Annotated in this window: 10 protein-coding genes; 1 reads left to right on the forward strand and 9 read right to left on the reverse strand. The window is 66.7% G+C overall.

Annotated features, from left to right (window positions below; genetic code table 11):
* Positions 1–12 precede the first annotated feature (12 nt).
* The 3 genes from QPK27_RS02160 to QPK27_RS02170 form a co-directional block, all read right to left on the reverse strand.
* Complete coding sequence (locus QPK27_RS02160; RefSeq protein WP_290416546.1) at positions 13–1,362, reverse strand: ISNCY family transposase; 1,350 nt, start codon at positions 1,360–1,362, stop codon at positions 13–15.
* 208 nt (positions 1,363–1,570) lie between these two features.
* Positions 1,571–2,212 (reverse strand): PRC-barrel domain-containing protein, encoded by a 642-nt coding sequence (locus QPK27_RS02165; RefSeq protein ID WP_290416547.1) that lies wholly within the window; start codon positions 2,210–2,212, stop codon positions 1,571–1,573.
* Positions 2,213–2,625: 413 nt separating this feature from the next.
* Positions 2,626–3,654: an SDR family oxidoreductase gene (locus tag QPK27_RS02170; protein WP_290416548.1), complete on the reverse strand. Its 1,029-nt coding sequence runs from the start codon at positions 3,652–3,654 to the stop codon at positions 2,626–2,628.
* Positions 3,655–3,835: 181 nt separating this feature from the next.
* Between QPK27_RS02170 and QPK27_RS02175 the strand changes: the two genes are divergently transcribed.
* On the forward strand, positions 3,836–5,479 hold the full coding sequence (locus QPK27_RS02175; RefSeq protein WP_290416549.1) for a mechanosensitive ion channel family protein: 1,644 nt from the start codon (positions 3,836–3,838) through the stop codon (positions 5,477–5,479).
* Positions 5,480–5,541: 62 nt separating this feature from the next.
* On the opposite strand, the gene QPK27_RS02180 is transcribed toward QPK27_RS02175, so the two are convergent.
* The 6 genes from QPK27_RS02180 to QPK27_RS02205 all read right to left on the reverse strand — a co-directional run bounded on the left by QPK27_RS02180 (position 5,542) and on the right by QPK27_RS02205 (position 13,175).
* A complete protein-coding gene (locus QPK27_RS02180) occupies positions 5,542–6,522 on the reverse strand; it encodes a tripartite tricarboxylate transporter substrate binding protein (protein ID WP_290416550.1) in 981 nt (326 codons plus the stop codon).
* Between the two features lie 102 nt (positions 6,523–6,624).
* Entirely contained in the window at positions 6,625–7,155 is a 531-nt protein-coding gene (locus QPK27_RS02185; protein WP_290416551.1) for a nuclear transport factor 2 family protein, read from the reverse strand.
* Between the two features lie 72 nt (positions 7,156–7,227).
* A complete protein-coding gene (locus QPK27_RS02190) occupies positions 7,228–7,863 on the reverse strand; it encodes a DUF4230 domain-containing protein (RefSeq protein WP_290416552.1) in 636 nt (211 codons plus the stop codon).
* A gap of 40 nt (positions 7,864–7,903) precedes the next feature.
* Positions 7,904–10,741: an Hsp70 family protein gene (locus QPK27_RS02195; protein WP_290416553.1), complete on the reverse strand. Its 2,838-nt coding sequence runs from the start codon at positions 10,739–10,741 to the stop codon at positions 7,904–7,906.
* Positions 10,738–12,594, reverse strand: coding sequence for an Hsp70 family protein (locus QPK27_RS02200; RefSeq protein WP_290416554.1), 1,857 nt, complete (start codon positions 12,592–12,594; stop codon positions 10,738–10,740). Before QPK27_RS02200 ends, QPK27_RS02195 begins: the two co-directional genes overlap by 4 nt.
* Entirely contained in the window at positions 12,591–13,175 is a 585-nt protein-coding gene (locus QPK27_RS02205; protein WP_290416555.1) for a DUF2760 domain-containing protein, read from the reverse strand. Before QPK27_RS02205 ends, QPK27_RS02200 begins: the two co-directional genes overlap by 4 nt.
* Positions 13,176–13,203: the final 28 nt, after the last annotated feature.

Below are 13,203 nucleotides of genomic sequence, written 5' to 3' on the forward strand. Positions count from 1 at the left end.
TTCCTGGGACGTTTAAGGCTGCCGGCTACGTTTTTCAGCGGACATCTTCTTGGCCGACCTTACGCCTTGTGAGACTTGGGTAGCGCTCTGGTGATCTAGGTACGGTCGAGCACGCCTGGACTTTTGTGAAGCGACTTGGTCGACGGCCTGATGCAACGACTTGCTATCGACTTCTGTTGGCCCAGCTAGAAGTGCTGGTTCGTGTATCGAGTGCGCTAGCACTAGTCCGGCTCCACGTAATTCGATGTGTCCATCCCGGTAAGTGTGGATGGCAATCGGTTGGCCAATCAGGGCACGCGCTTCGGGTACATCCTCGAGCACAAATTTTCGACCGTCGAGTTGCAGCGTCAGCTGAGTACTGAGCTTTCGAAGATGACGCAGAGATAGAATAAGCGTCAAGTCTTCGTTTTTACGCAATGGGGTATGTAAGTCCAACGGGCTGCGCGGGATGCGGGCAAAGCGGTCGTTGTATGCCCGTACGAATCCTTGGCTCCATTCATTGGCGGCTTCGATATCGCTAATTTCCTCCAAACGCAGCTGCTTCACAAGCCGGTCTTGTAGCGTACGATTGGCCCTCTCTACTCGTCCTTTGGCTTGGGGCGAGTTAGCGCAGATCAGTTCAATACCTAGCTCGTCCAAGGCTCGCTGGAACTGCGTCGGAACATGTTTGTTTGCTGCAGGAGCACGGAAGACAGCAGCGCGGTCTGCATAGAACGCTTGGGGCTTGCCACACTGCTGCAAATAACTGCGCATGGCATCGAAGTAGCTTACTGTGGTTTCGGTCTCGGCAAACTGCAGATGCAGAATCCGGCTAGTAGCATCATCGACAAACGCCAGAACAGTGCAGGCTCGATTGCGTTCTTCGAACCATTCGTGACGGCTTCCGTCGATCTGCACCAGCTCACCCAGGCAAGCGCGCCGCTCACGCGGCTGATGCAAGCCAGCGCGCTTTGCTGCGCGCGGCACCCATATGCCGGCATCGATCATCAGGGCACGCAATGTCTCTTTCGACAGCGTTACCTGATGCCGCTCTTTGAGCATCTCGCAAGCCAGTGTTGGTCCAAAATCAGCATAGTGATCTCGGACTAGCTGCAGTGCTTTCTGAGCTATTCCTGGCTCGAGCTGATTGTTGCCCGGCCTTCCTCGTCTGCGAGAGACTAAACCCTGCAATCCATCCTGCTCGAAGCTTGCTCGCAGCCGCCGAACCTGCTTCGTACTAAGTTGCAGCCTGAACGCCGCGACTGCGGCTTTGATCTCGCCTCTGGCATAGGCTTCGATGACTTTAGCCCGCTCCAACTCCTGCACGGTAATGCTCCCAGTTGCGCTCACGCTGGACCCCAAACGTTTTGGAATCATCAGCATGAGCTATCTAGCAAAAGTGGACATTTCAACTTTGCTAGAAAGGGACATTACAACTTTGCCCTAACAGGGTTGGCGGCTCGGCCGCCGACGCGGTGATTGTTATCGGCTCCGGCATCGTGCCGGATGAATCTGCCGCCAACTATCACCGTGTCGGCGGCATAGCCGCCAACCCTACGGCGGGACGGGCATCCGTCCCGGCTCGATCGGCTTAACCGATATTGCTACCCCGGATCTTGCTGATATCCTTGTCGTCGCCCAGGTTGCCCGGTCGCGGATCGACGCTGCCGATCGAGCCCATGCTGCCGGCCGAACCGGAGCCCATGCTGCCCGCCGAGCCGGAACCCATGCTCGACCCGGCCGCGCCGCCCGCATAGGTCGAACTGCCGGTGCCGGAACCGCTCACCATCCCGCCCATCGGCACGCCCGGACCCATGGTCGGGCCGCCCGAGCGGTTGATGTCGGTGCCGTAGAAGCTGTGGATGCCGCTGGCCCAGCTCATGTCGCTCATGTCGGGCCAGGCGTCCTTGTCGAAACCGGGCGCGCTCTTGAGGCGGTCCTTGTCCACGTTCAGCACGAAGCGTTTGTTCACCGTGTCCAGGTGCAGTGCCTGCCACGGCACGGCGAACAGTTTTTCGCCCATGCCGAGGAAGCCGCCGAAGGCCAGCACGGCGTAGGCCACTTGGCCGGTCTGCATGTCGAGCATGATTTCCTTGATGTCGCCCAGGTCTTCCTCGGCGGCGTTGACCACGCCGTCGCCGATCAGGGTGTCGGCGCCCATCAGCGCCGGGCCGGGACCCGTGCTGCTGCCGCCGCGGTAGATGCCGTATTTGTCACGATCTGCGTAGCCCATGTCGTCCTCCATGTCGGTTGAGAATGAATGCCTGTCATACGTGAGGCGGTGGTGCTGCCGTCCGATCTGCGAGGATAGGACGCGGCGCCACTTCGCAAATGATATGGCTCAATCGGATCGGGGCGCGCGCGGCAGGGATGGGGGATCGTTCATGCTATGCGCGTCAACGCACAGAACCGCCGGGCAACTTTGCTTACATTGCAAGCTATGTTTCGGAGGAGATAAAAAAATGACCGTCACGTCGCGTTGCAACTATGCCGGCCCGCTGGGCAAACTGATTCCTACCCGTTCGATCCCGTCGCTGCTGGCGCGCCTGCTGCGCCGCTGACCACCGGCCCGCGCCCGCCGATTCCGGGCAGGCCGCATCTTCCCTGCAATGGCGAGCCGCCATGGCTCGCCATGTCCATTGACGCTTACGGCTGGCCGCCACCACCTGCCGCGCCATACACGTGGCCGGTGGTGAAGCTCGCTTCGTCCGACGCCAGCAGCACATAGATGCCCGCCAGCTCGGCCGGCTGGCCCGGACGCTTCATCGGCGTATCTTCCCCAAACTTTTCCCGGCCTTCCGGCGAATTGCCGCCTGCCAGCTGCAGCGGCGTCCACACCGGCCCCGGCGCCACCGCATTCACGCGGATCCCCTTGGCCGCCATCTGCTTGGACAGCGACTTGGTGAACGCCACCTCGAACGCCTTGGTGCCCGAATAGTCGAGCAGCTTCTCGGGCGGATCGTAGGCCGTCTGCGAGGAAGTGTTGATGATGGCGCTGCCGGCCGCCATGTGCGGGATCGCCGCCTTGGTGATCCAGAACACCGCGTACACATTGGTCTTGATGGTCCAGTCGAACTGCTCGCTGGTGATGTCCAGGATCGAGGCGTTGTTCTGCTGGCGCGCGGCGTTGTTGACCAGGATGTCCAGGCCGCCCAGTTCGCGCACCGCCGTTTCCACCAGTTTCTTGCAGAAGGCTTCGTCGCGGATGTCGCCGGGAATCGCCACCGCCTTGCGGCCGGCGGCGCGGATCAGCTGGATCACTTCGCGCGCATCGGGTTCTTCCGCCGGCAGGTAGCCGATCGCCACGTCCGCGCCTTCGCGCGCATAGGCGATCGCGGCGGCGCGGCCGATGCCCGAGTCGCCGCCGGTAATCAATGCCTTGCGCCCCGTCAGGCGGCCGCTGCCGCGGTAGGTGGTTTCGCCATGGTCTGGGCGTGGCGTCATCTTGCTGGCCAGCGCCGGCCACGATTGGTCCTGCTTCGGGAACGGCGGGCGCGGGTAGCGCTTGGCCGCTTCGCGCACGGCGCCGGCGGCGGGCTGGCTGCCACCTCCCGCCTGCTGGGCCAGGGCCGGAACGGCAGCGGCCGAGGCGGCGACCCCGGCGGCAACGGTGCTGACGAAACGGCGGCGCGACGGCGTCACGCCTTCCTCTGGCTTCTTGTCTTGCGAATCCATGCTTGGCTCCTCTGAAGTGTTGAACGGCCACTGATTTGTGGCCACGACGATAACGAAAATGTTAGTCGTTATCGAAAAGACACGGCATACGGTAGCTGGGCAGCAAGTTTGCAACAGCGATTCGCCCGATTTAATGATCTAGGGTAACATTCTGATTTTTCCGATTTTGCGCGATCGTTCCATGCCGCTGTTACGACTATTCCTGCTGACGCTGATCCTTCTGTCGCCGCTGGCGCCAGGCTGCGCTGCCGAGCCGTCCCTGGCCGCGGCGGCGTCCGCGGCCGCCCAGGCGCCACCAGCGGCGCCGTTGACGGCCCGTGCCGACTTCACGGTCGCCACGCGCAAGGTGTTCGTGTTCCGCTCGACCTTGGCCGGCCATTCGCCGCAAGAGCGCCTGGAAGCGGCGCAGCGGCGCCTGGACAAGGCGCTGGCCAAGAACGGTCCGCAGCGCGTCACGCTGCAGGGGATCGCTGAAGGCACGCAGGTGCTGCTCGATGGTGCGCCGCTGTTCCTGGTGACGCCGGGCGACGTCAACGCGCTGGCCGGCGACACCCCGCACGACGTGGCGCAGGACAGCGCCGAGCGGCTGGGGCGCGCGTTGCAGGCGCGGCGCGAAGCGAGCGACCCGCGCGTGCTGCTGGAAGCGGCCGCGCTGTGCATCGGCGCCACCGTGGTGTACGGCTTCGTGCTGCGCGGCCTGATCGCATTGCGCCGCGCCGCCAAGACCCGCTTCGAGCGGCTGTTGAGCCGGCGCCTGGCGCAGCTCAGTTTCCGCAACGTGCGCCTGCTCGACGCCCAGCTCTACGTGCGCTTCCTGAGCCAGGTGACGATGGCGGTGGTGTGGGCGCTGCGCCTGCTCGCCACCTACATCTGGATCACCTTCCTGCTGCGCGAATTCGCCTATACGCGCAGCTGGGGCGAGTGGCTCAAGGGCTACCTGCTCGAAATGGCGGCCGGCATCGGCCAGTCGACGGCGGCGGCGATTCCGGGCTTGCTGGTGGTGCTGGTGATCGTGGCGCTGGCGCGCATCGTGATGCTGACCGCGGCTTCGGTGTTCAAGCGCGTCGAAAGCGGAGAATTGCAGGTGGGCTGGCTGGACCAGGACACGGCGGCGCCGACGCGGCGCCTGGTCAACCTGGTGATCGCTTTGTTCGCGCTGGCGATGTCGTATCCCTACCTGCCGGGATCGCACACGGCGGCGTTCCAGGGCGTGACGGTGCTGGCCGGCCTGATGGTGTCGATCGGCGCGTCGAGCATCGTGGCCCAGGGCGCGGCCGGCCTGATCCTGATGTATACCCGCTCGCTGCGCAAGGGCGAATACGTGAAGGTGGGAGATTCTGAAGGCACGGTGATCGAGCTGGGCATGTTCGAGACGCGCCTGCGCACCGGCCTGGGCGAAGAGGTCTTGATGCCCAACGCCTGGATACTCGGGAATACCACGCGCAACTACTCGCGCGCGCATCCCGATGGCGTTGCGAAAAGCGGCTTCGTGGTCGAGACCCGGGTCACGTTCGGCTACGACACGCCTTGGCGCCAGGTGCACGCGCTGCTGGAGCAGGCGGCGCTGGCCACGCCGGGCGTGGTGGCCGAGCCGCGCCCGTTCGTGGTGCAGACCGCGCTCTCGGATTTCTACGTCGAATACCGGCTGACGGCGTATGCCGACGTGGCCGACCCGCGCGAGCGCGCCGAGGTGCGCACCGGGCTGCACCAGCAGATCGTCGATGCCTTCGGCGCGCAGGGCGTGAGCCTGACGGCGCCGCACTTCATGCACGTGGCGACGCGCGCCGGATGGTCGGCGCCGCCCGCAAGCGCGGACAAGGCCTGAACAGAACGGGCATAAAAAAACGGCTGGCACGCGCCAGCCGTTTTTCATGGATCGGGCAAGGATCAGTCGACGGTTGCGCCGCTGTCCTTCACGACTTTCGACCACTTCTGGCTTTCGGCCGCCACGAACTTGGCGAAGTTCTCCGGCGAGTCGCCCACGTATTCGGTGCCGGTGTCGGTCAGCACGCGCTGGAAGTCAGGCTGCTTCATGACCTTCTGCGATTCGGCGTTGATCTTGTCGACGACCGCCTTCGGGGTCTTGGCCGGCACGAACAGGCCGTACCAGGCGTACGATTCGATCGCCGGCAGGCCGGCTTCGGCGAAGGTCGGCACGTCCGGCAGCAGCGGCGAGCGCTTGTTGCCCGAGACGGCGATCGGCTTCACCTTGCCGCTCTTAATGTGCGGCATGATGGCGATGGTGCTGTCGAACATCATCGGGATGTGGCCGCCCAGCAGGTCCGAAATCGCCGGCGCCGAGCCCTTGTACGGCACGTGCACCATGTCCAGCTTGGTCACGCTGCGGAACAGTTCACCGGTCAGGTGCTGCGGCGTGCCGTTGCCCGACGAAGCGTACGAGAACTGGCCCTTCTTCGACTGGATGTGCGCCATCAGCTCCTTCAGGTTCTTGGCCGGCACCGACGGGTGGGCGACCAGCACCAGCGGTGCGCGCAGCAGGTTGGTGACCGGGATCAGGTCCTTGGCCGGATCGAACGGCATCTTCTTGTACAGGCTCGGGTTGATCACGATCGGTGCGCTCGAGGTGATCAGCATGGTCATGCCGTCCGGCTTGGCGCGGGTCACCGCCGCGGTGCCGATGTTGCCGCCGCCGCCGCCGCGGTTATCGATCACGAACGACTGTTTCAGGTTGGTGGTCAGGCCTTTCGCCAGCGGGCGCGCCGCGATGTCCGACGGGCCGCCGGCCGGCCATGGCACGACCACGGTCACGGTGTTGTCGGGCCAGTTCTGGGCGAAGGCGCTGGCCGAGAGGACGGTCGCAGCGAAAGCGAAGACGAGGGATTTTCCTTTGGACGGGAAGACTCGCATGGTTGTGTCACCTATATAGTTAAATTATTTCGATAACCTGCTGCAAGGATTCTACACGAATGCTCATGCGGATTGCGTACGTAGTAGTACGTTCGACCCGGATCAGCCGGCCGTCTTCTTCGGCGGGCCGAATTCCATCGACCACACCACGGCGGCGATCTTCCAGCCATTCTCGGTGCGTACCATCTGCCAGCTTTCCTTGCCCCAGTTCTGCCTGTGGCCGTCGTCGATGAAGCTGTAGTCGAACCACACCTGGGCCACTTCGCCATCGCTGTCGATGCGCACGTTCTCGAAAGTTTCCTCCTTCCGGGTGCTGCTCTTGGCGATGCCTTCGATGAAGGTGCGCGGGTTGCCGTTGAAGTACTTGCTTGGGCGCGGCAGCTTGGGGTCTGGGCGAGTGGCGTAGAGATGCTCGAGGCTGGCGTCGGTGGTCACGCCGGACCAGGTGACGTTCCCGTGCAGGAACAGCTGCATGAAGCTGTCCTTGTCCTTGTCGATGATCGCCTTGCGGAAGGTCTCGACGACGGCTTCGATCTGCTGGCGATCCTGGGCCGGCGTCGGCGTGGCGGCGTCCGATGGGGCGGACAGGAACAGGCCGAAGGCCAGGCATGCTGCGGCGAATATCGTTTTCATCGTTTCTCCGTGAGTGAAACCGATGAGTATAGGCAGGGAACGTGCTGTCGAATCTCGCCGATTGTCACGCCGTCAGCGCGGCGCGGTTTCCCAGGTCACCTCTGGCGTCCATCCGGTGGCGAGCAGCGTCGCATGCAGCACGCCGGCGGCGTTTTCGCGCGCCGTGGCCAGCAGCGCCGGCTGGCTGCAGGCCGCCTGCACCGAGGCCTGCGCGGTGGCCAGCGCCTTGTCCATGGCGCCGGTGCGGGTCTTTGCGTCGGGGATGATGGTCTGCAGTCCCTGTTCGGTGACGGCGTAGAAGTAGGAGCCGCCTTTCTCGCGCGCCTCGTGGTTGAGGCGCGCCTGCAGCGGCGCCGGCTGCGGCAGCACCACCGTCAGGGTACGCGCGCTGTTGTCGATGTTCTCGTAGCGCGCCTGGCGCAGGTCGGTCGCAACCGTGCAGTCGCCGCGCGCGACCAGCAGCACGCGGGTCGAGCCGAGCGGCACTTCGCGCCGGGTCCAGGGGATGTCGACGGCGTTGGGCTGGGTGAACTCGATGATGTCGGCATAGTTCATCTTGAGCGAGACCAGGTGGCCCATTTTCTCGAGCGAGATCAGCGGCGGCGGCGGGGCCGGTGGCTGCGGGGCGGGGCGCTGGATGAAGGCGTAGATGATGACGAAGGCGACCAGGCCGACGAGCACGAAGGGGAGGCGGAAGGGCTGTTTCATGGGTGCAGGTGGTGACGCATCGGTGATGATGTGGGAGTTCTTAACGTAACAATTTCAAACCCGGCGGCAGGGCATCGCCCAGCAGGCGCGTCTCGACCGCCTGGTCCAGTTCCACCACCTCGCGCACCATCGCCGTCCACGCCTGCGGCGCGCCGCTCGCGGCCAGGCGCCGTAGTACATCGGCGCGCACCGCCTCGCCGATGTCGCGCGAGCGGTCGCCCGTCATGCGCGCGATGTGGGCGGCGGCGAAGCCGGCCGGTTCGATCTTGCGCCAGTCGAGTTGCATCAGCGTTTGCAGCCAGCCTTCGGCCACCTCGGGCGGCGCCACTTCGTGCGCGCTCGACTGGAACGACTGGCGCGCCCCGACCCGGCCCAGCGCCCACAGGTAGCGTCCATAGCGCGCCATGGCGCGCGCGTCCGGCTTGCCGGCGCTGCCGATCTGCGTGATTTGGCCCAGCAGCCATTCCCCGATCTCGGCCTTGTAGGCCGACGGGATGCGTTCCAGCGAGGCGCCCACGCGCAGCATGTCTTCCTCGCTGCCGTCGACCAGCGTGACCGGCCGCCGGCCGCGTTCGGATTCGTCGGCCTGCAGGTTGAAGGCGAAATCGTCCAGCAGCCGCAGTTGCGCTTCGGTGGACAGGCCACCGGCCACGCGCCGCCACAGCGTCCACCATTCGGCGCGCACCTGGCTGTCCTTGTGCTGCTGCACGCCGCCTTCGAACATCGCCCACAGCTGCTCGATGCGCCACTCGTCGAGCGGGTGGCCGAAGCCGGGACGCAGGCTGTAGCCGGCCAGGTTGAGCCAGGCGCGTTCGTGTTCGGCCGAGCGGCGCCGGCCCTTGGCGCGCGCCAGCAGGGCGTCGAACAGGCGCCGCAGCAGCGGCGTGGTCCAGCGCTCGCGTGAACCGAGCAGGTGTTCCAGGCTGGCGCGCAACTGCTTTACTTCCCTGGCGTCGACCTGTTTCGAGCGGGCGCCGAATACGCGCTCGATCTTCTCGATGGCCGCATCCAACTGAGGCGGCATGACTTCATCCTCGCCTTCATCGACGTCGGCCTGGTCGCGCAGCTGGAAGGCCAGCTGCCAGCGCTGGCCGCCATTCTCGGCGACGCAGTGCACGTCGAGCGAGCCGACTTCGCTCAGCATCGCCACCAGCTGCACCGGGATTTCTGCCGGAGTGTCGCCCTTGGCGGTGCCACGCGCGGCGCGCAGCACGGTGGCGATGGTCGGCAGGCGCACCACCTCGGCCGCATCGAGTTCGACCAGGTCGCCGGCTTGCGGCGCGGCGCCGGCGTCGGCCACCGTCGAGACCAGGTGGAAGCGCACCGGCCGCCCCACGCGCAGCGCGAAGCTGCGCCCGGCCAGCGCGACCTCGATCGCCGCCGGCGTGCCGCGCGGGAGCAGGCAGACGGTGGACAGCTTGTCGCCGCGGCCTTCGTCCAGCAGCAGGTAGTAGCTGCGTGCGGCGCCGCTGGCGATGCTCGGCGCCAGGCCCTGGCGCGCCAGCGCGTAGGCGACGCCGCCACGGGCGACGGCGACGTCCGGATTTTCGTTGTGCAGAATGCGCAGCGGCGCGCCGCGCCAGCCGGCCAGGGTGTCGGCCAGGCGCCGCGCCAGCGCTGCGCCGCGGAACACGCCGCCGTTGAGCAGCAGCGTGTCGGGCACCGGGATCACGTTGCCGTCCGCGATGCCGAGCGCTTCGCGCGCTGCTGCTGCATGCTGGCGCAGGAAGCCGGCCAGGTGGCGCGTAACGGCGGCATCGCTCGCATACGGCAAGCCGAATTCGACGATGCCGGCGCGCGCGCGGCGTGCTTCCTCGCGTTCGGGATTCAATGGGAAGAAGCCGTCCAGCACGATGCGCTCGATGTCCTCGCGCCGCAGATCGGCCTTGCGGCTGGCGCCGATCAGGCGGCTGCCGGCGCCGAGCAGGGTGACGCCGACGCTGTCCGGTCCTTCATCGGCCAGCAGCTGCTCCTTCGCGGCGCGGCAGCGTTCGGTGAGCTGGGCCAGACGCGCGGCCGACAAACGCGTACGCCCGGCGTCAGTGCCATCCTGCCCCGCCATGCGCGCCTCGATCAGGTGCGCCAGCGCCAGGTCCATATTGTCGCCACCCAGGATCAGGTGGTTGCCGACGCCGATGCGGGTCAGCACCGGCTCGCCGTCATTGACCTCGACCTTGACCAGGCTGAAGTCGGTGGTGCCGCCGCCAACGTCGGCGACCAGCACCAGGCGCGCCTCGCCCAGTTCGCAGGCCAGGTTGGCGCGGTAGCGGTACAGCCAGTCGTACAGCGCCGCCTGCGGTTCTTCCAGCAGGCGCACGTCCGGCAGTCCGGCCAGTCTGGCCGCCTCCAGCGTCAGCGCGCGGGCGCCTTCGTCGAACGACGCGGGGACGGTGAGGACGATCTGCTGGCGTTCCAGGGGTTGTTTGGGAAAGCGTTGGTTCCACGCGGCGCGCAGGTGCGCCAGGTAGCTGGCGCTGGCCGCCACCGGCGACACCTTGGCGACGTCGCCGTCGGCGCCCCAGGGCAGGATCGGCGCCATGCGGTCGACGCCCTGGTGCGACAGCCAGCTCTTGGCGCTGGCGACCAGGCGTCCCGGCGTGGCGGCGCCGAGCAGGCGCGCCAGGCGGCCGACGGCGACGCGTTCGACGCCGGCGACGTCAGGCGCATTCCACGGCAGTTGCAGCTCGCCGGGCGCCAGCTCGCCGTCGGCCGGGTGGTAGCGCATCGACGGCAGCAGCGGGGCGCCGGTCACTTCGCCGGGCGCCACCAGCTGTTCGATCGAGAACAGCTCGATCGCGCCCGGACCATCCTGGCCGGGCGCGGCATAGGCCAGCACCGTGTTGGTGGTGCCGAGGTCGATGCCGACTAAGGTGGTCACTGGGCGTCGGGCGCGCTGCGAACGTCGAACTCGACTTTCCAGCGCTGGCCGTCACGCGCCACCGCCGCCAGTTCCAGCGTGCCGGCATCGGTTGCCAATGCGTGCAGTTTCACCTGCACGACGTCGCCGGCAACACGGCCCTCGGGCGACAGCGTGGCCTGGATCTCGTTCATTTCCTGCAGCTCGTCCGGGCCCCAGAATTCGAGCACTTCGCCGATGCGATCCTGGCGGCGCACGGTCGAACCGAAGAAGCGGAAGGTGACCGGCTCGCCGACCACCAGGCCGAATTCCTGGCCCGGCAGTTCGAGTTCGCTGCCTTCTTCCATGCCGAACGGCGCCACGCACAGCGCTTCCAGCGGCGGCTCCATGCCGGGAATGGCCGGCATCGACGACTCCACGCCGACGTAGTACGAACGCGCCGTGCCGCCGCGGATGCGCACGCCGCCGCCACGGCGGGCGTAGCTGAAGTAGGCTGCGCCGCGCGCCACCGCCAGATCGAGGTCGGCGCCTTCCAGCATGCGCGCCGGTTCCGCGCCTTCCATGTACAGCCAGTCGTTGATGGTGTCCATCACGCGCTGGGCCAGGATGCCGGACTTGAACACGCCGCCGTTGAACAGCACCGCGCTCGGATGCAGGAAGGTATGTTCCGCATTCACGCGGCCCGCGAAACCTTCCAGTTCGGCGGTGGCGCCGGCCTGGCGCGCCAGGAAGGCGGCCAGGTGGCGCGTGATCGCCGCGTCCTGGGCATACGGCAGGCCGAGTTGGGTCAGGCCGGCGCGGGCGCGCACGGCAGGACGGGCGCTGGCTTCGACGCGCGGGAAGAATCCGTCGGTGATGAAGGCGGTGACTTCCTCGCGTGTGAGTTCGGTGCGGATCGAGCCGCCGATCAGCTTCGAGCCGCGGCTCGGCACCACGATCGGATGCGTGGTGGCGTTCGGGTTGGCCAGCAGTTCTTCCTTGGCGCTGCGGCAGCCGTAGGTGAGGGCGCGCATCTGCCAGGCATCGAGCTGGGTGCCGTTGGCCGCCAGTTTGCGGGCCACGAAGTGCGCCAGCGCCAGGTCCATGTTGTCGCCGCCCAGCAGGATGTGGTCGCCCACCGCGATGCGGTGAGGTTCCAGCTTGCCGTCGCGTTCGAGGATTGCAATCAGCGAGAAGTCGCTGGTGCCGCCGCCGACGTCGACCACCAGGATGATGTCGCCCGGCTGCACTTGCTTGCGCCAGCGGCCGTTGCTGCCCTGGATCCAGCTGTACAGGGCCGCTTGCGGCTCTTCCAGCAGGGTCGGGGCGAAGCCGGCCTGGCGCGCGGCTTCCGCGGTCAGCTCGCGCGCGCCCGGATCGAACGAAGCGGGAATGGTAACTGTCACCGATTGCTGGTCGAACGGCGCTTCGGGGTGCGCGGCGTTCCAGGCCTGGCGCAGGTGTTCCAGGTAGCGGGTCGATGCCGCCAGCGGCGACACGCGCGTGACTTCTTCCGGCGCATCCTGTGGCAGGATCGCGGCGCGGCGGTCGACGCCCGGGTGGCACAGCCAGCTCTTGGCCGACGACACCAGGCGGATCGGAGTGGTGGCGCCGCGGCTGCGCGCCATCTCGCCGGCAATCGCGCTGTCCGGGCTTTCGTTCCAGGGCAGGGCGCGCTCGCCAGGCGGCAGTTCGTCCGGGTGCGGCAGGTACAGGAAGGACGGCAGCAGCGGTAGCGCTTCGACAGCGCCGGGTGCGGTCAATTGCGGGATCGGCAGCACCGCTTCGACGGCCTTTTCGCCGTCGCTGGCCTGCAGGTCGACATAGGACAGGGCGCTGTGGGTAGTGCCCAGGTCGATGCCGATGGCGTAACGTGCGCTAGTCTGGTCGCTCACAGTTCCACCTCCGCCGGAGCCAGCACGCGCGCGTCGTGGCTCTCGGCCAGCTGCGGCAGCGTGACTTTCGAGGCGCGCCAGCCGCGGTGCGACAGCGTGCCGGTGAACGGCGCCTTGCCGACCACGTTGCCGGTCAGGCGCACGCTGGCGGCGTCGAAGCCTTCCTGCAGGGTGACGCGGCTGCCTTCGTTTTCGCTGCGCACCGGCTCGATGGTGAAGTGCTCGCGCAGCACGCGGGCGCAGCCTTCGTGCACCACGCGCGCGGCGGCGCCGATGTCGGCGTCGGAGTAGGCGGACAGGTTTTCCTGGGTGAAGTCGATCAGGCGTGCTTCGCGCTGGAACAGGCTCAGCAGTTGCAAGGCCGCGTCCGGGGTTGGGGCGCGCAGCGGCGCCGGTGCTGGAGTTGGCGCAGGTGCCGGCGTAACGACGGGCGCAGGCGCGGGAGCGGGAGCGGCGGTCGGGCCGACGCCGTCATCGCGCACGCGCGCGGCGAACTCGGCGTCGCCCAGCGACTTGAACAGGGCGCCGAAGGCGATCGAAAGACGGCTGAAGAAGCCGGGCAGGTTGTTTGGTGTGGTCATTTGTTGTTGTGCTGAATAGTGCGGATTG

The organism is Massilia sp. YIM B02443, from assembly GCF_030411955.1.
Classification (GTDB): domain Bacteria; phylum Pseudomonadota; class Gammaproteobacteria; order Burkholderiales; family Burkholderiaceae_D; genus Telluria.